At 66.1% G+C, this 20648-nt stretch carries 19 protein-coding genes; 9 read left to right on the forward strand and 10 right to left on the reverse strand.

Annotation, left to right across the window (positions count from 1 at the left end):
* The first annotated feature begins 29 nt into the window (after positions 1-29).
* From tmk to FK527_RS09260, 5 genes are all read left to right on the forward strand, one after another.
* Positions 30-734 (forward strand): dTMP kinase, encoded by a 705-nt coding sequence (gene tmk, locus FK527_RS09240; protein ID WP_144732558.1) that lies wholly within the window; start codon positions 30-32, stop codon positions 732-734.
* Positions 731-1750 carry a DNA polymerase III subunit delta' gene (locus FK527_RS09245; protein WP_144732561.1) on the forward strand — a complete coding sequence of 340 codons (1020 nt, stop codon included), beginning with the start codon at positions 731-733 and terminating at the stop codon, positions 1748-1750. Before tmk ends, FK527_RS09245 begins: the two co-directional genes overlap by 4 nt.
* 16 nt (positions 1751-1766) lie before the next feature.
* Positions 1767-2120, forward strand: coding sequence for a PilZ domain-containing protein (locus FK527_RS09250; protein WP_144732564.1), 354 nt, complete (start codon positions 1767-1769; stop codon positions 2118-2120).
* 72 nt (positions 2121-2192) lie between these two features.
* Positions 2193-3011, forward strand: a complete 819-nt coding sequence (locus tag FK527_RS09255) for a TatD family hydrolase (protein WP_144732566.1) — start codon at positions 2193-2195, stop codon at positions 3009-3011.
* Between the two features lie 82 nt (positions 3012-3093).
* A complete protein-coding gene (locus tag FK527_RS09260; protein WP_186298419.1) occupies positions 3094-3735 on the forward strand; it encodes an ankyrin repeat domain-containing protein in 642 nt (213 codons plus the stop codon).
* A 3-nt stretch (positions 3736-3738) separates the two neighbouring features.
* Here FK527_RS09260 and FK527_RS09265 read toward each other — a convergent pair whose 3' ends face one another.
* Positions 3739-6105 (reverse strand): arginine/lysine/ornithine decarboxylase, encoded by a 2367-nt coding sequence (locus tag FK527_RS09265; RefSeq protein ID WP_144732569.1) that lies wholly within the window; start codon positions 6103-6105, stop codon positions 3739-3741.
* Positions 6106-6299: 194 nt separating this feature from the next.
* Between FK527_RS09265 and FK527_RS09270 the strand changes: the two genes are divergently transcribed.
* Positions 6300-6761: an NfeD family protein gene (locus FK527_RS09270; protein WP_144732572.1), complete on the forward strand. Its 462-nt coding sequence runs from the start codon at positions 6300-6302 to the stop codon at positions 6759-6761.
* 58 nt (positions 6762-6819) lie between these two features.
* A complete protein-coding gene (locus FK527_RS09275) occupies positions 6820-7737 on the forward strand; it encodes an SPFH domain-containing protein (RefSeq protein ID WP_144732575.1) in 918 nt (305 codons plus the stop codon).
* A gap of 91 nt (positions 7738-7828) precedes the next feature.
* Here the strand turns inward: FK527_RS09275 and guaA are convergent, their stop codons facing one another.
* Complete coding sequence (guaA, locus tag FK527_RS09280; RefSeq protein ID WP_144732577.1) at positions 7829-9445, reverse strand: glutamine-hydrolyzing GMP synthase; 1617 nt, start codon at positions 9443-9445, stop codon at positions 7829-7831.
* Positions 9446-9521: 76 nt separating this feature from the next.
* Positions 9522-10997, reverse strand: coding sequence for an IMP dehydrogenase (guaB, locus tag FK527_RS09285; protein WP_144732580.1), 1476 nt, complete (start codon positions 10995-10997; stop codon positions 9522-9524).
* Positions 10998-11078: 81 nt separating this feature from the next.
* On the opposite strand from guaB, the gene FK527_RS09290 reads away from it, so the two are divergent.
* The gene (locus FK527_RS09290) at positions 11079-11588 is read left to right on the forward strand and encodes a DUF4124 domain-containing protein (RefSeq protein WP_144732583.1); all 510 of its coding nucleotides are present in this window, start codon (positions 11079-11081) and stop codon (positions 11586-11588) included.
* 68 nt (positions 11589-11656) lie between these two features.
* Here the strand turns inward: FK527_RS09290 and FK527_RS09295 are convergent, their stop codons facing one another.
* Positions 11657-12040: an RnfH family protein gene (locus FK527_RS09295; RefSeq protein ID WP_144732586.1), complete on the reverse strand. Its 384-nt coding sequence runs from the start codon at positions 12038-12040 to the stop codon at positions 11657-11659.
* Complete coding sequence (locus FK527_RS09300) at positions 12033-12473, reverse strand: type II toxin-antitoxin system RatA family toxin (RefSeq protein WP_144732589.1); 441 nt, start codon at positions 12471-12473, stop codon at positions 12033-12035. Before FK527_RS09300 ends, FK527_RS09295 begins: the two co-directional genes overlap by 8 nt.
* A 198-nt stretch (positions 12474-12671) precedes the next feature.
* Between FK527_RS09300 and smpB the strand changes: the two genes are divergently transcribed.
* Positions 12672-13145, forward strand: a complete 474-nt coding sequence (gene smpB / locus FK527_RS09305) for an SsrA-binding protein SmpB (protein WP_144732643.1) — start codon at positions 12672-12674, stop codon at positions 13143-13145.
* A 145-nt stretch (positions 13146-13290) separates the two neighbouring features.
* Here smpB and FK527_RS09310 read toward each other — a convergent pair whose 3' ends face one another.
* The 5 genes from FK527_RS09310 to infB form a co-directional block, all read right to left on the reverse strand.
* Positions 13291-14394, reverse strand: a complete 1104-nt coding sequence (locus tag FK527_RS09310) for an enoyl-CoA hydratase/isomerase family protein (RefSeq protein WP_144732593.1) — start codon at positions 14392-14394, stop codon at positions 13291-13293.
* Between the two features lie 25 nt (positions 14395-14419).
* On the reverse strand, positions 14420-16249 hold the full coding sequence (gene typA / locus FK527_RS09315; protein ID WP_144732596.1) for a translational GTPase TypA: 1830 nt from the start codon (positions 16247-16249) through the stop codon (positions 14420-14422).
* Positions 16246-17232: a tRNA pseudouridine(55) synthase TruB gene (truB, locus tag FK527_RS09320; RefSeq protein ID WP_144732599.1), complete on the reverse strand. Its 987-nt coding sequence runs from the start codon at positions 17230-17232 to the stop codon at positions 16246-16248. Before truB ends, typA begins: the two co-directional genes overlap by 4 nt.
* Positions 17233-17235: 3 nt before the next feature.
* A complete protein-coding gene (gene rbfA / locus FK527_RS09325; RefSeq protein WP_144732602.1) occupies positions 17236-17604 on the reverse strand; it encodes a 30S ribosome-binding factor RbfA in 369 nt (122 codons plus the stop codon).
* Positions 17605-17681: 77 nt separating this feature from the next.
* Entirely contained in the window at positions 17682-20636 is a 2955-nt protein-coding gene (gene infB / locus FK527_RS09330; RefSeq protein WP_144732605.1) for a translation initiation factor IF-2, read from the reverse strand.
* Positions 20637-20648 lie beyond the last annotated feature (12 nt).

The following is a 20648-nucleotide window of genomic DNA, read 5'->3' on the forward strand; positions in this document are numbered from 1 at the left end:
TACCCTCTTCTTCCACGACAAGGACTTCCATGGCACGTCCCGGCTTGTTCATCAGCTTCGAAGGCATAGACGGTGCGGGCAAGTCCTCACACCTCGAGGCGCTCGCGCAGGCGTTTCGCGCGCAGGGGCGCGAGGTGGTGTGCACGCGCGAGCCCGGCGGCACGCCGCTTGCGGAAAAGCTGCGCGCCCTGCTGCTCACCGAGCCCATGGACGCGCTGACCGAGGCGCTGCTGGCCTTTGCCGCGCGCCGCGACCACCTCGTGCAGGTCATAGGCCCCGCGCTCGCGCGCGACGCCGTGGTGCTGTGCGACCGCTTCACCGATGCCACCTTCGCCTACCAGGGCGCGGGCCGGGGTGTGGATTTCGAAATGCTATCGCAGTTGGAGCTGATGGCGCAGACGGGTATTGCGCAAATGCCCGGTTTGATGCTGGAGCCCGACGTGACGCTCTGGTTCGACCTGCCCCCCGAAACCGCGGCGCAGCGCCTGGCCGGTGTGCGCCTGCCGGACCGCTTCGAGGCGCAGCCCGTGGAATTTTTCCGCCGCGTGGCGCAGGGCTACGCCGCGCGTGCGGCCGCCGCGCCGCAGCGCTTTGCACGCCTGGACGCCGCGCAGGAGCGCACGCAGGTCTGGCAGCAAATCTGCGCGGTGCTTGCCGAGCGCGGCTGGCTGCCCGCTCCGGCTGCTGGATCGTCTGCCACCAGCCCAGCCCACATGCCCTCGAACGCCGCATGAGTGCCACCGCCGCCACCGCAGTCCCGCCCTGGATTGCCGCGCAGCGCACGCAGCTGCTGGCCCAGCGCGGCCACGCCTGGCTGCTGCACGGCCCCTCGGGCCTGGGGCAGTTGGCGCTCGCGCTGGAGCTGGTGCGCGCCTGGCTCTGCGACGCGCCGGGCGCGCAAGGCGCCTGCGGCAGCTGCGCGAGCTGCCACGCCATCGCTGTGCACACGCACGCCGACCTGTGCGTGCTCATGCCCGAAACCACGCTGCTCGCGCTGGGCTGGCCGCTGCCCGAAAAGGCGCAGGCCGAGATCGACGACAAAAAGCGCAAGCCCAGCCGCGAAATCCGCGTCGAAGCCATGCGCGAGGCGGTGGAATTCAGCCAGCGCACGGCTGCACGTTCACGCGGCAAGGCCGTGCTGGTCTATCCGGCCGAGCAGATGAACACCGTCGCGGCCAACGCCCTGCTCAAGACGCTCGAAGAGCCGCCGGGCGACACGCGCTTCGTGCTCGCGAGCGAGGCCGCGCACCAGCTTTTGCCCACCATCCGCAGCCGCTGCCTGGGCCACGCCATGGCCTGGCCGCAGGCGGCCGACGCGCTGGCGTGGCTCAAAGCGCAAGGCGTGCCCGCCGACACCGCGCAGGCCCTGCTGCGCGCCGCGGGAGAGCGCCCCGAGGATGCGCTGGCGCTCGCACACGCGGGCCTCAAGCCGCAGGACTGGGCCGCGCTGCCACGTGCGCTCGCGCGTGGCGAGGCCGGTGTGCTCGCAGGCCTGGCCCCTACGCAGGTCGTGGGCAGCCTGCAAAAGCTCTGCCACGACCTGCTGGCCGTGCGCGTGGGCGCCGCGCCGCGCTACTTCGCGCCGGCCGACCTGCCCCAGCCCGCGCAGGCGCCACCGCTTGCCACGCTCACGCGCTGGGCGCGCACCTTGACGCAGGCGGCGCGCACGGCCGAACACCCTTTCAACCCCGGGCTCATGCTCGAAGCGCTTGTGGCCGGGGCGCAGGCCGTCCTACACTCAGGACGCTAATTTTTTCTCACCCACCATGAGCACATCCACCCCGCGCCCCAGCGTCATGCAGCTGGCCATCAAGGAAAAGGCCGCGCTCTACGCCGCCTACATCCCTTATTTCCAGGAAGGCGGCATCTTCGTGCCCACCGAGCGCGAATACCGCCTGGGCGACGACGTCTATGTGCTGCTCACGCTGCCAGAGGGCACGCAACGCTACCCCATCGCGGGGCGCGTGGCCTGGATCAACCCGCCCAACGCCAGCGGCAATCGCAAACCGGGCGTGGGCATACAGTTCCCCGCGGACGAAAAGTCACGCCAGCTCAAGGTCAAGATAGAGGAGATCCTCGGCGCGGCGCTGAATTCCGACCGGCCCACGCAAACGATCTGAGCGCATCTGCACGCCTGCGCCCGCCACTGCCCCGCCCATTTGCCCGCGCCCTCACCGGCCGGCCGTTGTTGCATGTTCACCGATTCCCACTGCCACCTCACTTTCCCCGAACTCGCTAGTCAGCTGCCCGCGATCCGCACCGCCATGGCCGCCGCGCAGGTCACGCGCGCGCTGTGCATCTGCACCACGATCGAGGAATTCGAAGAGGTGCACGCGCTCGCCCTGGCCTACGACAACTTCTGGTGCACCGTGGGCGTGCACCCCGACAACGAGGGCGTGTACGAGCCCACGCAGCAGGACTTGCAGCAGCGCGCCACGCTGCCGCGCGTGCTCGCGATCGGCGAGACGGGGCTGGACTATTACGGCATGCAAGAGCGCAAGGGCGGGCGCAGCATCGCCGACCTGGAGTGGCAGCGCGCGCGCTTTCGCACCCACATCCGCGCCGCGCGCGCCTGCGGCAAGCCGCTCGTGGTGCACACCCGCAGCGCCGCGGACGACACCCTGGCCATCCTGCGCGAAGAAGGTGAAGGCAGCGCAAGCCAAAGCACCGGCCCGAGCGCGGGCGGCGTGTTCCACTGCTTCACCGAGTCGCTGCAGGTGGCGCGCGCCGTGCTCGACCTCGGCTACTACCTGTCTTTTTCGGGCATCGTGACCTTCAAGAACGCGCAGGACTTGCGCGACGTGGTCGCCTACGTGCCGCTGGAGCGCATGCTGATCGAGACCGACAGCCCCTTTCTCGCGCCCGCACCGCACCGCGGCAAGACCAACACCCCGGCCTACGTGCCGCTGGTGGCGCAGCAAATCGCGCAGGTCAAGAGCCTGCCGATAGCAGCCGTGGCCGAGGCCACGAGCCGCAATTTCGACGCGCTGTTTCGCCCCGGCGCGGCTTGAGACGCAGTCCATGAGCGTCCGTTTTCAGACCGTTTTGTGCCGTTTGCGCTTGCTGGTCTTGCCGTTTGCGCTATTTTTTTCGATGCACACGGGGGCGCGCGCCGGCTCGTATGACGACTTCTTCACGGCCATCATCCGCGACAACCCCGCCACCATCACCGACTTGCTGCGCCGTGGCTTCGACCCCAACACGCCCAACGAACGCGGCGACAAAGGCCTGCTGCTGGCGCTGCAGCTCGAATCCGACAAGGTCTTTTTTGCGCTGCTGCAATCGCCCCAGGTGGATGTGAATGCGCACAACGCACGCGGCGAGACGCCGCTCATGCTCGCCGCCATCAAGGGCAACCTGCCCGCCGTGCAGGCCCTGCTCGCACGCGGCGCCGACGTGAACCAGCCCGGCTGGGCGCCGCTGCACTACGCCGTCTCGGGCGGCACGCCGCAACATGCACAGATCGTCGCGCTGCTGCTCGAACACTCTGCCTACATCGACGCCACATCGCCCAACGGCAGCACCCCGCTGATGCTGGCCGCGCGCTACGGCAGCGATGACATCGTGCGCCTGCTGCTGCAAGAGGGCGCAGACCCGACGCTGAAAAACCAGCTGGGCCTCACGGCACGGGACTTCGCCCTCGACGCCGAACGCGAACACACCGCGGCCCTGATAGACGCCGCGCTGCGCCAGCGCCCGCCCGGCCAAGCCGCGCCAGAGCGCCGGGGCTGGTGACAATCAAAGAATCCTGCCGTAAGGCCCGTCGTCGCCCAGCTGCACCAGGTTGTCGGCGGTGGCCAGGTGTTTGGGTTGCCGATGCGGTTTTTGGGCCACGCAGTCGGCATAAAAGCGCACCTGGCCGTGCGCGTCGATCTCTTCGACCAGGCCATGGATGTCGGTCTCGAAGCCCGGGCACAGCTTGGCAAACTCGCGCGCAAACTTGAGGTAATCGACGATCTTGCGGTTGAATACCTCACCCGGGATCAAGAGCGGAATGCCCGGCGGATAGGGCGTGAGCAGGCCCACGGTGATGCGGCCTTCGAGGTGGTCGATCTCCACGCGCTCGGTCTTGCGCTGCGCAATGTGCGCGTAGGCGTCGGCCGGGTTCATCGCCGGCTGCAGGTCCGACAGGTACATCTCGGTCGTGAGGCGCGCGATGTCGTACTTGGCGTACATCTCGTGCACATGCTGGCACAAGTCGCGCAGGCCCATGCGCTCGTAGCGCCGATGCTGCTGGCAGAACTCGGGCAGGATGCGCCACATGGGCTGGTTTTTCTCGTAATCGTCCTTGAACTGCTGCAGCGCCGTGAGCAAGGTGTTCCAGCGGCCCTTGGTGATGCCGATGGTGAACATGATGAAAAAGCTGTAGAGCCCGGTCTTTTCGACCACCACGCCGTGCTCGGCCAAGTATTTGGTGACGATGGACGCGGGGATGCCCGTGGGGTCGAACTTGCCGTCGAGGTTCAGCCCCGGCGTGACGATGGTGGACTTGATCGGGTCGAGCATGTTGAAGCCGTCGGCCAGCTCGCCGAAGCCGTGCCAATCGTCACCCGCAACACCGGCGCTGCGGCCATCACGGCGGAAGATCCAGTCCTCGGCGCGGCCAATGTCCTCTTCGACGAGTTTTTGCGGCCCCCAGACCTTGAACCACCAGTCGTTCTCGCCAAACTCGGCCTCGACCTTGCGCATCGCGCGGCGAAAGTCCAGCGCCTCGAGGATGCTCTCCTCGACCAGCGCCGTGCCGCCGGGCGGCTCCATCATCGCCGCGGCCACGTCGCAGCTCGCGATGATGCTGTATTGCGGGCTGGTGCTGGTGTGCATCAGATAGGCTTCGTTGAACAGGTGCCGGTCGAGCTTGATGGTTTGCGAGTCCTGCACGAGCACATGGCTCGCCTGGCTGATGCCGGCCAGCAACTTGTGGATCGACTGCGTCGAATACACCACCGAATGCCTGGGGCGCGCGCGCTTTTTGCCCATGGCGTGGTAGCTGCCGTAAAACGGGTGAAACGCCGCGTGCGGCAGCCAGGCCTCGTCGAAGTGCAGGTTGTCCACGTAGCCGTCGACCATGGACTTGATGGTTTCGGTGTTGTAGAGCACGCCGTCGTAGGTGGACTGCGTGAGCGTGAGCACGCGCGGGCGGACTTTTTTCACGTCCACGCCTTGCAGCAGCGGGTTCGCGCGCATCTTGGCCTCTATGGCGGCGGGCGCGAACTCGCTTTGCGGGATCGGCCCGATGATGCCGAAGTGGTTGCGCGTGGGCTTGAGGAACACGGGGATCGCGCCCGTCATGATGATGCTGTGCAGCACCGACTTGTGGCAGTTGCGATCGACCACCACCACGTCGCCCGGCGCCACCGTGTGGTGCCAGACGATCTTGTTCGACGTGCTGGTGCCGTTGGTCACGAAAAAGCAGTGGTCGGCGTTGAAGATGCGCGCCGCGTTGCGCTCGCTCTCGCCGATGGCGCCGTTGTGGTCGAGCAGCTGGCCCAGCTCCTCGACTGCATTGCAAACGTCGGCGCGCAGCATGTTTTCACCGTAGAACTGGTGGTACATCTGGCCGATCGGGCTTTTGAGAAAGGCCACGCCGCCCGAATGCCCGGGGCAGTGCCACGAATACGAACCGTCTTCGGCGTAGTCGAGCAGCGCCTTGAAAAACGGCGGCTGTATGCCCTCGAGGTAGCTCTTGGCCTCGCGCACGATGTGCTTGGCGACGAACTCGGGCGTGTCCTCGAACATATGGATGAAGCCGTGCAGCTCGCGCAGGATGTCGTTGGGCAGGTGGCGGCTGGTCTTGGTCTCGCCGTGCAGGTAAATGGGCACGTCGGTGTTCTTGCGCCGCACCTGCTCGATGAAGCTGCGCAGGTTCAGCACCGCAGGGTCCAGGTCCGGCCCGGGTGTGAATTCCTCGTCGTCGATCGACAAAATGAAGGCGCTGGCGCGGCTTTGCTGCTGCGCAAACTGCGACAAGTCGCCATAACTGGTCACGCCCAGCACCTCGAAGCCTTCGGCCTCTATGGCCTGCGCCAGCGCGCGAATGCCCAGCCCCGAGGTGTTTTCGGAGCGGTAGTCTTCGTCGATGATGACGATGGGAAAACGAAACTTCATGCACAGCCTCCGTGCTTTGCGCCGCCGCGCCATGTGCGGCATCCAAAGAAAGGCGCGAAGTGTACGGAATCTGCGTGACCCTGTCGCGAGCCCTCCTCATCCGCTTGCGGCCCCTCTTCGCGCCACGCCACCCGATAGGTACGGGCAACGCATCCCGCACAATAGCGGCACTTCGTTTCTGGAGAGGGAGCCCCATGGAAACCCCCACCCTCTGGTGGCTGATGAGCGGCGTGGCCGTGCTGGCCGAGCTGCTCACGGGCACTTTTTACCTGCTCATGCTGGCGCTGGGCCTGGCCGCGGGCGCGCTCGCGGCGCATGCGGGCCTGGGCACGCTGGCGCAAACCCTCAGCGCTGCCGCGGTGGGCATGGGCGCGGTGCTGGCCTGCTACCTCGTGCGCAAAAGGCCCGCGGGCGCCCCTTCGGCGCGCGCCGACCGCAGCGTGAACCTCGACGTGGGCGAGACCGTCACCATCACCCAATGGAACCCCGACGGCACTGCCACCGTGCGCTACCGCGGCACGCTCTGGACGGCCATGCACCGCCCCGGCGCCACGCCGCGCCCCGGCGCGCACCGCGTGGCCGAGCTCGTGGGCAGCCGCCTGCTGGTGGAGCCCATCGCTGCGGCCGACCGCGCTGATTCCGCTGATCCTGCTTGACGGCCTTGCAAGCGCTTTCTTCGATCTTTTCCTTCACCACCCCACACCGAGACCCGCCATGCAAATCGCCATCGTCGTCTTCATCATCGCCGTCATCTTCATCGCGCGTTCGGTGCAGGTCGTGCCGCAGCAGCACGCCTGGGTCAAGGAACGCCTGGGCAAATACGCCGGCACGCTCGCGCCAGGGCTCAACTTCATCGTGCCCTTCATCGACAAAATCGCCTACAAGCACAGCCTCAAGGAAATCCCGCTCGACGTGCCCGAACAGGTCTGCATCACCAAGGACAACACGCAGCTCAAGGTCGACGGCATCCTCTACTTCCAGGTCACCGACCCCATGCGCGCGAGCTACGGCGCCTCGAACTACGTGGTCGCGATCACGCAGCTCGCGCAGACCACGCTGCGCAGCGTGATCGGCAGGCTCGAGCTCGACAAAACCTTTGAGGAGCGCGAGATGATCAACGCCCAGGTGGTCAACGCCATCGACGAGGCCGCGCTCAACTGGGGCGTGAAGGTGCTGCGCTACGAAATCAAAGACCTCACCCCGCCCGCCGAAATCCTGCGCTCCATGCAGGCGCAGATCACCGCCGAGCGCGAAAAGCGCGCGCTGATCGCGGCCTCCGAAGGCAAGCGACAAGAGCAGATCAACCTCGCCACGGGCGAACGCGAGGCCTTCATCGCGCGCTCCGAAGGCGAAAAACAGGCCGCGATCAACAATGCCCAGGGCGAAGCGGCCTCCATCCTCGCCGTGGCCGAAGCCACCGCCGAGGCCCTGACGCGCGTGGCCGCCGCCATCCGCCAGCCCGGCGGCGAGCAGGCGGTGCAGCTCAAGGTCGCCGAAAAAGCCGTGGAAGCCTACGGCAAGGTCGCCGCGGACGCGAACACCACGCTGATCGTGCCCAGCAACATGAGCGAAGTCGCGACTCTTCTGGGCTCGGCCATGAAAATGCTGCAAACACCCTCTGCGGGACGCTGAGGGCGCTCTCATTTTTGGGGTGGTGCTCACAAATCCGAAGTGCAACACCGCCCCATCCGAACGATCTGGAACGGTGTGAACTTATATTGCGTCACTCCCACTCTATCGTCGCCGGCGGCTTGGAGCTCACGTCGTAGGTCACTCGGTTGATGCCGCGCACTTCGTTGATGATGCGGCTGCTCACTTTTTTGAGCAGCGCATAAGGCAGTTCGGCCCAGTCGGCGGTCATGAAGTCGCTGGTTTGCACGGCGCGCAGGGCCACCACCCAGTCGTAGGTGCGGCCGTCGCCCATCACGCCCACGCTCTTGACGGGCAGGAACACGGTGAACGCCTGGCTGGTCAGGTCGTACCAGCTCTTGCCGCTGTTGTGCTCCAGGGTCGAGCGCAGTTCTTCGATGAAGATCGCGTCCGCGCGGCGCAGCAGGTCGGCGTATTCCTTCTTGACCTCGCCCAAAATGCGCACGCCCAGGCCCGGGCCGGGGAAGGGGTGGCGGTACACCATGTCGTGCGGCAGGCCCAGCGCCACGCCGAGTTCGCGCACCTCGTCCTTGAACAGGTCGCGCAGCGGCTCCAGCAGCTTCAGGCCCAGCTGCTCGGGCAGGCCGCCGACGTTGTGGTGGCTTTTGATGGTGACGGCCTTTTTGCTCTTGGCGCCGCCTGATTCGATCACGTCGGGGTAGATGGTGCCCTGCGCGAGCCACTGCGCGCCCTTGCTGCCAGGGCGCGCGGCCTTGAGCTTTTCGGCCTCGGCCTTGAAGACCTCGACGAACAGGCGGCCGATGATCTTGCGCTTTTGCTCGGGGTCGCTGACGCCCGCGAGCTCACGCAAAAAGAGTTCGCTCGCATCCACGCGCACCACCTTGGCGTGCAGTTTGCCGGCGAACATCTCCATGACCATGTCGCCCTCGTGCAAGCGCAGCAGGCCATGATCGACGAACACGCAGGTCAGCTGCTCGCCGATCGCGCGGTGGATCAGCGCCGCAGCCACGCTCGAATCGACGCCGCCCGACAGGCCCAGGATCACTTCCTCGTCGCCCACCTGCGCGCGGATGTGTTGCACGGCCTCCTCGATGTGGTTTTGCATGATCCAGTCAGGCTGGGCGCCGCAAATCTCGAGCACGAAGCGCTCCAGCAGCGCGCGGCCCTGCACCGTGTGCGTGACCTCGGGGTGGAACTGTACGCCATAAAAGCGCCGCGCCTCGTCGGCCATGCCGGCAATCTGGCAGCTCGGCGTGCTGGCCATGACTTTGAAGCCGGGCGGCAGTTCGGTGACCTTGTCGCCGTGGCTCATCCACACTTTGAGCATGCCGTGCCCCTCTGGCGTCGTGAAATCTTCTATGCCGGTGAGCAGCCGGGTGTGGCCATGCGCGCGCAGCTCGGCGTAGCCGAATTCGCGCGTGGCGCTGCCTTCGACCCTGCCGCCGAGCTGCTGCGCCATGGTCTGCATGCCGTAGCAGATGCCAAGCACAGGCACGCCGAGCGCGAACACGGCGTCGGGCGCGCGGTCATCGACCTCATAGACGCTGGCGTGGCTGCCCGACAGGATGACGCCCTTGAGGTGTCCGTCAGCGGCATACTGGCGCACCCACTCGTCGCTCACGTCGCAAGGGTGCACTTCGCAATACACATGCGCCTCACGCACGCGCCGGGCGATGAGCTGCGTGACCTGGGAGCCGAAGTCGAGGATGAGGATTTTGTCGTGTTGCATGGCGGGAGGCCGAGGAAAAAATGCAAAAGCCCGAACGCCGCATCGGGAGGGTTCGGGCCTGTGAGAAGGTTGCCAGTCAGTCGGCGCGGTAGTTGGGCGCCTCTTTGGTGATCTGCACGTCGTGCACGTGGCTCTCGCGTATGCCCGCAGTGGTGATCTCGACGAATTCGGATTTTTCGTTCATTTCCTGGATGGTCGCGCAGCCGCAGTAGCCCATCGCCGCGCGCACGCCGCCCGCCATCTGGAAGATGATGGACACCACCGAACCTTTGTACGGCACCCGCCCTTCTATGCCTTCCGGAACGAGTTTGTCCGCATTGGGATTGCCGGTGCTGCTCTCTTGAAAATAGCGGTCGGCGCTGCCTTGCTGCATCGCGCCCAAGCTGCCCATGCCGCGGTAGCTCTTGTAGCTGCGCCCCTGGTAGAGGATGACCTCGCCCGGCGCTTCCTCGGTGCCGGCGAACACGCCGCCCATCATCACCGTGCTCGCGCCCGCGGCCAGTGCCTTGGCCACGTCGCCGCTGAAGCGGATGCCGCCGTCGGCGATCAGCGGCACGCCCGTGCCTTTGAGCGCGGTGGCCACGCTGTCTATGGCCATGATCTGCGGCACGCCCACACCGGCCACGATGCGCGTGGTGCAGATCGAGCCCGGGCCTATGCCGACCTTGACCGCATCGGCGCCGGCCTCGACCAGCGCGAGGGCCGCGGCGCCGGTGGCGATGTTGCCGCCGACCACCTCGACCTGCGGGTAGTGCTGCTTGACCCAGCGTACGCGCTCTATCACGCCCTTGCTGTGGCCGTGCGCGGTATCGACCACGACGGCATCGACGCCCGCACGCACCAGCGCTTCGACGCGCTCTTCGGTGCCCTCGCCCACACCCACGGCCGCGCCCACGCGCAGGCGCCCGGACTCGTCGCGCGCGGCGTTCGGAAAGCTGGTCTGCTTGGTGATGTCCTTGACCGTGATCAGGCCCTTGAGCTCGAAGGCATCGTTGACCACCAGCAGGCGTTCGAGCTTGTGCTTGTGCAGCAAGGCCTTGGCCTGCTCAGGCGTGGTGGCGTCTTTTTCGTTCACGGTGATGAGCTTTTCGCGCGGCGTCATGATCTCGCGCACTTTGACGTCGTAGCGCGTTTCGAAGCGCAAATCGCGCCCCGTGACGATACCCACCACCTTGCCGCCGTCGCATACCGGAAAGCCCGACACGCCGAGCTCTTGCGACAACTGCAGCACCTGCAGCACGGTGTGCTCGGGCGTGATGACCACCGGGTCACGCAGCACGCCCGATTCGTAGCGCTTGACCTTGGCCACCTGCGCCGCCTGCTCCTGCGGCGTGAGGTTTTTGTGCACTATGCCCATGCCGCCCTCTTGCGCGATGGCGATCGCCAAACGCGCCTCGGTCACGGTATCCATGGCGGCGGAGACGAGCGGCAGATTCAGGCGGATGTTGCGTGAAAACTGGGTCGCAAGGGACGTGTCCTTGGGCAGGACCTGGGAGTAGGCTGGCACCAGCAACACGTCGTCGAAGGTGAGCGCTTTTCCGAGTAGGCGCATGTGAAAGCTCCAAAAAACGAATTGTATCCATGGCCCTGCGCATGAATCTTTGGCGCGGAATCTGCCCTACACTCTGCCCCCATGAAAACGTCCAAACTGCTTTTGCTCACCCTGGCCTGCGCCTTCTCGCTCGGCGCCGCGGCCCAATGGCAATGGATAGACAAGGACGGCCGCAAGGTCTTCAGCGACCGGCCGCCGCCCGTGGACATTCCGGACAAAAACATCCTCAAGCAACCCGGCAGCACCAGCAGCCAACGCAGCACACCCCCGGTGCCCGCGGCCGATGCCGCCTCTACCCCTGCCGCGGCGGCCAGCACCGCAGCTGCCAGCGGCAAAGACAAAGAGCTCGAAGAGAAAAAGGCCCAGGCCGAGGCCGCAGAAGCCGCGAAAAAGAAGGCCGAAGCCGAAAAAATCGCCAAAATCAAGGCCGAAAACTGTGCCCGCGCGCGCCAGGCCAAGGCCGCTTACGACGCGGGCCGCCTCATCGCGACCACGAATGCGCAGGGCGAGCGCGTGTTCCTCGACGAGGCTGGCCGCGCCGCCGAAACCAAGCGCCTCGAAGGCATCATCGCGACCGAGTGCGCGCCCTGAGGGGCTGCGCCTTCGTCGCGGGTCTGCGCCTTCGCTGTGCCGGGCGCGCCCCGCGCGACCTTGAGCGACTACGCCCCGCTCGATCCACCCTTGGCCGTGTCGGCCTTGCGCTTGGCAAACAAGCCGCTGCCGCGCTTGCCCTGGAGCGTGAAGCGCTCGCGCCGCGCGTGCTTGGGGTCGACCTGTAGCGGCCGATAGACCTCCACCCGGTCGAGTGGCACGAGGCGCTGCGTGAGCGCCACTTTGCGCCCCCAGATGCCGCAGTGAAGCCCGGCCAGGGTTTCTTCTGCCGCCGCTGCGTCCGTCGGCTGCACGACATCGACACCGCTCGCGCGCAGCGCATCGGCGACCGTGGCGCCTGCGGGCAGCTGCAACTCCAGCTCACGCACACTACGCGGTGCAAGGCACACCACCACGGTCACCGGGATGAGCGCATCGGGCGTGTCAGCCATAGACCTTCTCGGCGCGCTGCACGAAGGCATCGACCAGACTGTTGGCGATACGGTCGAACACCGGGCCCACCAGCGCCGCGAGCGCCCTGTTCGAAAAGCCGTAATGCAGCCGCAGCTCGACGCGGCACGCGCGCTGCGTGCCGTCGCCCACGGGGTGAAACTGCCAGTCGCCTTCGAGCTGCGAGAACGGCCCTTTGACAAGTTGCACCTGCACGCGCCGCCCCGGCTCGTGCGTGTTGCGCGTGACGAAGGTCTGGCGGATACCGCCCAGCGCAAGGCCCACCTCGGCCACCATGCCCGTCTGGGTGCACTCGAGCACGGCAGCGTGGTCGCACCAGGGAAGAAACTCCGGGTAGTGCTGGACCTGCGTGACGAGGTCGAACATTTCCTGCGGGCTGTACCAGATGAGGACGGACTTGTGGACGGTTTTCATGCAGACGACAGAAGGATCGAAACGCGCATACGGGCAGACTCTTACAATCGCGGGCCCGCGCCGCAAACGAACCAGCGGCGACCTGCCACAGCGTGCACGGCCCGCTCCGCGTTTTCGCACGCGCCCCGGATTGTAGGCAGAGCTTTCAGGGGCTTCATTCCCTTGGATTTGCGCGCCGCACCCCGCATCTACGACCCCATGGCGAAAAAACCCGACACCTCATCCCGCATTGCCGAAAACAAAAAAGCGGCCTACAACTATTTCTTCGAAGAGCGCTATGAAGCTGGCATGGTGCTGGAGGGCTGGGAGGTCAAGGCGCTGCGCGAGGGCAAGGTGCAGCTCACCGACGGCTACGTGCTGATCAAAGGCGGCGAGCTGTTTTTGATCGGCTGCCAGATCAACCCGCTGCGCACCGCCTCGACACACGTGCGCGCCTACGCCGCGCGCACCAAAAAGCTGCTGCTGCACAAGGACGAGATCAAACGCCTGATCGGCAAGGTCGAGCAAAAAGGCTACACGCTGGTGCCGCTGAACCTGCACTGGAAGAACGGCCGCGTGAAGTGCGAGATCGCGCTCGCCAAGGGCAAGGCCGAGCACGACAAGCGCGACACCATCAAGGAGCGCGAGGGCAAGCGCGAAGTCGAGCGCGCGCTCAAGAGCCGCCAGCGCTGAACAGGTGCGCACCCAAGCCAGCAGCCTGTCCGTCCGTCCCCAGAGGCGCTCACTATCGATATAGAAGCTGCTAGCGCTTGATTCATCAATACTTCAGACACTTTTGTGTATGAAGTCCATATATATCAAGCACTAGAAGCTCTCATCACGATAGCATTCGGAGCGGATGCGCCCAGGTGGGCCAGGGGCTCTCGAAGAAGGGCTGCCACATCTCGGGCGTGACGTCTTCGATGCGCGGCGGGTTCCAGCGCGGCTGGTGGTCTTTGTCGATGGCGAGCGCGCGTATGCCTTCGACGGTTTCGCTCTGGCCGGGGCGCAGGAAGAAGCAGTGGCGCACGATGTCGCGCTCCATGCGCAAGTCGTCGGCAAGACCCAGGTGGCGCGCGCGGCGGATCTGCTCCAGCACCACGTGCAGCATGAGCGGCGAGCGGCGGCGCAGCGTGGCCGCGGTGGCGCGCGCCCAGTCGCTGTCGGCGGCTTCGAGCGCCTGCACGATGTCGCGCACCGTGGGCAGCGAAAAATAGTGGTCTATTTGGGCTCTGAGGCTTGCGTGGTCTGCGCTGGCAGCTACGAATTTTGCTTTTATGAAGGCCTCGATCGCGGCGCCGTCGGCAAACGGCTGCGTGGCGATCGCATCCCACACCGCGGCCTGCTGCGCGGCGGGCAGGCAGCCGTCGGCGAGGCCGAAGGCGATCGCGTCGCCCGCGCCGATGGTCTCGCCCGTGAGTGCGAGCCACTCGCCCACGTGGCCGGGGCAGCGCGAGAGAAAGTAGCCGCCGCCCACGTCGGGGAACAGGCCTATGCCCGTCTCGGGCATGGCCATTTTGGTGCGCTCGGTCACGATGCGCAGGCTGCCGCCCTGGCTGATGCCCATGCCGCCGCCCATGACGATGCCGTCCATGAACGCGATGTAGGGCTTGGGGTAGTGGTGCGTGAAGTGGTTGAGCACGTATTCTTCGGTGAAGAAGTCCTCTATCTTCGGGTCGCCCTGGCTGCCTGCCTGGTGCAAGAAGCGGATGTCACCACCCGCGCAGAACGCCCCGAATGCGCCATCCTTGTTGCTGCCGCGGATCGCCACAGCCTGCACGCGCGCGTCGTGCTGCCATTCGAGCAGCACCTGCATGAGCGCACGCACCATGGACAGCGACAGCGCGTTGAGCGCACGCGGGCGATTCAGCGTGATCAGGCCCACGCCGCCGCGCACTTCGCTCAGGACTTCGGCGTTCGGTTCACTCTGTTGCGTCGTCATCTTTGGCTCCTTCGTTGTGCTGGGATCAGGCATTTTCGCGGCTTGCGCGCTTGCGCTCGTGCTCCTTCAAAAAGCGCTTGCGCAGGCGGATGCTTTTGGGTGTGATCTCGACGAGTTCATCTTCCTCGATGAATTCCACCGCGTACTCGAGCGTGAGCTCGATCGGCGGCGTGATTTTGATCGCGTCTTCCTTGCCGCTCACGCGGAAGTTGGTCAGCTGCTTGGTGCGCGTGGCGTTCACCACGAGGTCGTTGTCGCGGCTGTGGATGCCCACGATCATGCCCTCGTACACCGGGTCACCTGCCTTCACGAACATGCGCCCGCGGTCGTCGAGCTTGCCCAGCGCGTAGGTGAAGATTTCGCCGTCGTCCATCGAAATCAGCACGCCGTTCTTGCGCCCGCCGATCTCGCCCTTGTAGGGTTCGTAACCGTCGAAGATGTTGCTGATGAGCCCCGAGCCGCGCGTGAGGTTCAAAAACTCGTTCGAAAAGCCGATCAGCCCGCGCGCCGGGATGCGGTATTCGAGCCGCACGCGCCCGCGCCCGTCGGGCTCCATGTTCACGAGCTCACCCTTGCGCTCGCCCAGCGCCTGCATCACGCCGCCCTGGTGGCCCTCTTCGATGTCGGCGGTCACGAGCTCTATGGGCTCGCAGCGTTCGCCGTTGATCTCCTTGAACACCACACGCGGCTTGCCCACGGCGAGTTCGTAGCCCTCGCGGCGCATGTTTTCGAGCAGGATGGTCAGGTGCAGCTCGCCGCGGCCCGAGACTTCGAACACGCCGTCCTCGTCGGTTTCCTTGACGCGCAGCGCGACGTTGCTCTGCAGCTCTTTTTGCAGCCGGTCCCAGATCTGGCGGCTCGTGACGAACTTGCCCTCGCGCCCCGCGAGCGGGCTGGTGTTGACGCAGAAGTTCATGGTCAGCGTGGGCTCATCGACCTGCAGCATGGGCAGCGGGCGCGGGTTCGCCGGGTCGGTCACGGTGACGCCTATGCCCAAGTCTTCTATGCCGTTGATGAGCACGATGTCGCCGGGTCCGGCCTCGGTGACCTGCACGCGGTCCAGCCCCTCGAAGGTCAGCACCTGGTTCACGCGGCCCTTGAACGACTTGCCCTCAGGCCCTTCCATTACGAGCACGTCCTGCCCTGGGCGCAGCGTGCCCGCGTTGATGCGGCCCACGCCGATGCGGCCGACGAAGCTGTTGTAGTCGAGCGCCGAAATCTGCAGCTGCAGCGGCGCGCTCGGGTCGCCCTGGTGCGCGGGCACATGCTTGAGGATGGTGTCGAACAGCGCCGACATGTCCGGCCCCCACTGCTCGCCAGGCGCGCCCTCTTGCAGCGCGGCCCAGCCGTTGATGCCCGAGGCATAGACCACGGGGAAGTCGAGCTGCTCGTCGGTCGCGCCGAGTTTGTCGAACAGGTCGAACGCGGCGTTGATGACCTTGTCGGGATTCGCGCCGGGCTTGTCCACCTTGTTGACCACGACGATGGGCTTCAAGCCCAGCGCAAGCGCCTTTTTGGTGACGAAGCGCGTCTGCGGCATAGGGCCCTCTTGCGCGTCGATCAGCAGCAGCACGCCATCGACCATGGAGAGCGCGCGCTCGACCTCGCCGCCGAAGTCCGCGTGGCCCGGGGTATCGACGATGTTGATGTGCGTGCCGCCCCAGCTCACGGCGCAGTTCTTGGCCAGGATGGTGATGCCGCGCTCGCGCTCGATGGCGTTGTTGTCCATCACGGTATCGACCACTTTTTCGTGCGCGGCAAAGGTGCCCGACTGGCGCAGCAGCTGATCGACCATGGTCGTCTTGCCGTGGTCCACGTGGGCGATGATGGCGATGTTGCGAATTTGTTGGCTCATGGTGCTTCCGATGGGCCGCCGGCCGAGGCGGGCGGCAAGTTTTGCAAAATTTGTTGGATTTCAATGGGACTCAGCAGGCGCTCGGGCACGAGCTCGCCCGCCTGGACATGCGCGCTGCCCAGCAGCACGCGCGGACGCTCGGCAAACACGGCGACCTGCGCCGCATCGCGCCAGCGCCCGCGCAGGCGTGCGCCACACAAAAAACGCCCGGCATGCTCATCTGCGAGCGTGACAGGCACGTGTCCGTGCAGCAGCGCCTCGGGCGGCAGCAGGGCGTGCAGGCGCTGCGCCTCGTCCATGGCTTCGAGCTGCGCGAGCGTGAGGCATTGCGCCTCGCCAAACGGCCCCGTGGCCGTGCGCCGCAGCCGCGTCAGATGCCCGCCGCAGCCCAGCAGCCGACCTATGTCCTCGCCCAGCGTGCGGATGTAGGTGCCCTTGCTGCACTTTACTTTGATTTCGATAGCTGCTTGCGCTTGCTGCGTCTGCGTCAAGGCCAGATTCAGCGCATGAATCATGACCTCCCGCGGCGCCCGCTCGACTTCGACGCCGGCGCGCGCGTATTCGTACAGCGCCTTGCCGTCTTTCTTGAGCGCGCTGTGCATGGGCGGCACCTGGCGGATGCGGCCCACAAAGCGCTGGCGCACGGCTTCGAGCTGCGCGGGCGTGATCGGTGGCACGGCGCAGCGCGCGATCACCTCGCCTTCGGCGTCGCCCGTCGTCGTGGTTTCGCCCAGCAGCAAGGTGGCTTCGTAACTTTTGTCGGCGTCCAGCTGCTGCGCGCTGAACTTGGTCGCGGCGCCGAAGCACAGCGGCAGCACACCCGTGGCGAGCGGGTCCAGCGTGCCCGTGTGACCGGCCTTTTCGGCGCGCAGCAGCCACTTGGCCTTTTGCAAAGCCTGGTTGCTCGAGAGAGCCAGCGGTTTGTCGAGCAGCAACACCCCATGCACAGGGCGCCGCTGCACCCTGGTGCGTGGCGCGTTCATGGCTCAGTCCTCTTTGGCGCGCGAAGAAACCGCCTTGGCGATCAAGGCGTTCATGTCCGCCGCACGCTCGGTCGTGCGGTCATAGACGAAGTGCAGCGTGGGCACGGTGTGGATATGCAGGCGCTTGAACAGGTGGTTGCGCAAATGCCCCGCGGCGTGGTTGAGCGCCTCCTGCGCGGCCAGCGGGTCGCCCGTGAGCACGCTGAAAAACACTTTCGCGTGCGCATAGTCGGGCGAGACTTCGACGCCCTGCAGCGTCACCATGCCCACGCGCGGGTCCTTGAGCTCGCGCGCGATCAGCTCCGACAGGTCGCGCTGGATCTGGTCGGCAATGCGGTAGCCGCGGTTGGGGACGGAGCTCTTGCGTGGCATGGGGCGGAACGGACGAATCTTGAATCAAAAACCATAGCTGCCAGTGCTTCATGAAAAAGCACTGGCAGCCACTTTCATCACAAGGTGCGGGCGATTTCCTTGATTTCAAAGAATTCGAGCTGGTCGCCCTCTTTGATGTCGTTGTAGTTCTTGAGCTTGATACCGCACTCGAAGCCTTCCTTGACCTCGCGCACGTCGTCCTTCATGCGCTTGAGCGACTCGAGCTCGCCCGTGTAGATGACCACGTTGTCGCGCAGCAGGCGGAAGCGCGCATCGCGCCGCACCACGCCGCTCGTGACGTAGCAGCCCGCCACCGTGCCGATCTTGGAGGCCACGAACACGGTGCGGATCTCCGCCGTACCTATGACTTCCTCTCTCTGCTCGGGCGCGAGCATGCCCGACATGGCCGCCTTCAGGTCATCCACGGCGTCGTAGATGATGTTGTAGTAGCGGATGTCCACGTCGTTGCTCTCGGCAAGCTTGCGTGCATTCGCGTCGGCACGCACGTTGAAGCCGATCACCACGGCCTTGGACGCAATCGCAAGGTTGATGTCAGACTCGCTGATGCCGCCCACACCCGCGTACACGAGCTGCACCTTGACCTCGTCGGTCGAGAGCTTGAGCAGCGACTGCGCCAGCGCCTCCTGCGAGCCCTGCACGTCGGCCTTGAGGATGATGGGCAGGGTCTTGACCTCGCCCGCCGTCATCTCGGCAAACATGTTTTCGAGCTTCGCGGCCTGCTGCTTGGCGAGCTTGGTGTTGCGGAACTTGCCCGCACGGTAGGTGGCGATCTCGCGCGCACGGCGCTCGTCACTGAGCACCATGAACTCGTCGCCAGCCTGCGGCACCTCGGTCAAGCCCAGAATCTCGACCGGGATCGAGGGCCCGGCAGACTTCACCGCGCGGCCGTTTTCGTCGAGCATGGCGCGCACGCGGCCATAAGTCTGGCCGGCGAGCACCACGTCGCCCACCTTGAGCGTGCCCGACTGCACGAGCACCGTGGCCACGGGGCCGCGGCCCTTGTCGAGCTTGGCCTCGATCACCAGGCCCTTGGCCGACGCTTCGACCGGCGCCTTGAGCTCGAGCACCTCGGCCTGCAGCAGCACCTGTTCGAGCAGATCGTCTATACCCTGGCCGGTCTTGGCCGACACCGCCACGAAGGGCGAATCACCGCCGTACTCCTCGGGCACGACCTGTTCGGCGATGAGCTCCTGCTTGACGCGATCGGGGTTGGCGTCGGGCTTGTCGATCTTGTTCACCGCGACCACGATGGGCACGCCTGCAGCCTTGGCGTGCTTGACCGCCTCTTTCGTCTGCGGCATCACGCCGTCGTCGGCAGCCACGACCAGGATCACGATGTCGGTGGCCTGCGCGCCGCGTGCGCGCATGGCCGTGAACGCCTCGTGGCCCGGCGTGTCGAGGAAGGTGATGGTGCCGCGCGGCGTCTCCACGTGGTAGGCACCGATGTGCTGCGTGATACCGCCAGCCTCGCCCGCGGCCACCTTGGCGCGGCGGATGTAGTCCAGCAGCGAAGTCTTGCCGTGGTCCACGTGGCCCATCACGGTCACCACGGGCGGGCGCGGCAGCGCCGGCGCGCTGGCGTGCGCGGCATCTTCTTCGGCGAAAGCCTCGGGATCGTCGAGCGCGGCCACCACGGCCTTGTGGCCCAGCTCCTCGACCGCGATCATGGCCGTGTCCTGATCCAGCGGCTGGTTGATGGTGACCATCTGCCCCATCTTCATGAGCACCTTGATCACTTCCGACGCCTTGACCGACATCTTGTGCGCGAGCTCGGCCACGGTGATGGTCTCGGGCACATGCACCTCGAGCACGCGTGCCTCGGCGGGCGCGGCATGCAAGTCCTCACGCTGATCGCGATGGCCCCTGTCATTGCCGCGACGGCCCTTGGGGCCGGCGCGCCAGGCGCCGCGCCCCGCGCCAGCACCCGTGTCGCCGCGCGTCTTGATTTCTTTTTTCTTGGCCGCGTCGCCCGCCCAGCTCGAGGACAACTTGGCCGACTTGACCTCTTTGCTACCGCCGGGCGCCGCAGGCGCCGCCGTGCGCGCACCGCCGCCGCCAGCACCAGCGCCAGCCTGCGCAGCCGGCTTGTGCAAAGTGCCTTTTTTGGCGTCGCCCGTAGGCTTGGCCGCGGGTTTGGGTTCTTCTTTCTTCTCTTCCTTCTTGGCCACCATCACGGACTTGCGTGGCGTGGCCAGCATGGAGCGAATGGCTGCCGCCTCGGCCTCGGCCTTGCGGCGGCGCGCATCGAGGTCGGCAGCACGCGCGGCCTCCTCGGCGGCACGGCTCTTGGATTCGGCCTCGGCCTGTTCGCGCTCGGCCTGCTGCCGCGCCGCACGCGCCGTGGCCTCGTCGGCCTGGGTGCGCGCAACCTCCTGCTGGGCCGCAGTGGCCTTGGCTTTCTTGTCGGCCTCTTGCGCAGCGTAGGCGGCAGCGCGTTCTTCGGCTTCACGCTCGCGGCGTTCCCGCTCTTCACGCTCGCGCTGCTCGCGCGCTTCACGCTCGAGGCGCTGCTGCGCGAGCTCTTCTTCCTGGCGCCGGATCAGCTCGGCCTGCTGGCGCACCTCTTCCTCGCGGCGCGCCCATTCGAGCTCCTGACCCTCCTGCACCGCAGGCTCGGCAGACTCCTGCTCCATATCGGCCCGGGCATGCGCGCCGGCCAGCGCCGGTGCGCCCATTTCGGCCGTCGTCTCGGCCGTCGCCTCGGCCATGTCCTCGCGCTTGACGAAGGTGCGCTTCTTGCGCACTTCGACCTGGATGGTGCGCGCCTTGCCGCTCGCGTCGGCCTGCTTGATCTCGGTGGTGGATTTTTTCACCAGGGTGATCTTCTTGCGGTCGCCCGAGGCCGTGCCATGGCTGGCCTGCAGGTAGGCGAGCAGCCTTTGCTTGTCCGCCTCGGTAAGCCGGTCGGTGGCGCTGGCCTTGGCCACGCCTGCGGCACGCAACTGGTCGAGCAGGATGGCTGGGGATTTTTTGAGTTCGTTCGCGAACTCGGCAACAGTGTTACTGGACATAAATGCTTCGTG

This window comes from Extensimonas perlucida (genome assembly GCF_007655255.1).
Classification (GTDB): domain Bacteria; phylum Pseudomonadota; class Gammaproteobacteria; order Burkholderiales; family Burkholderiaceae_C; genus Extensimonas; species Extensimonas perlucida.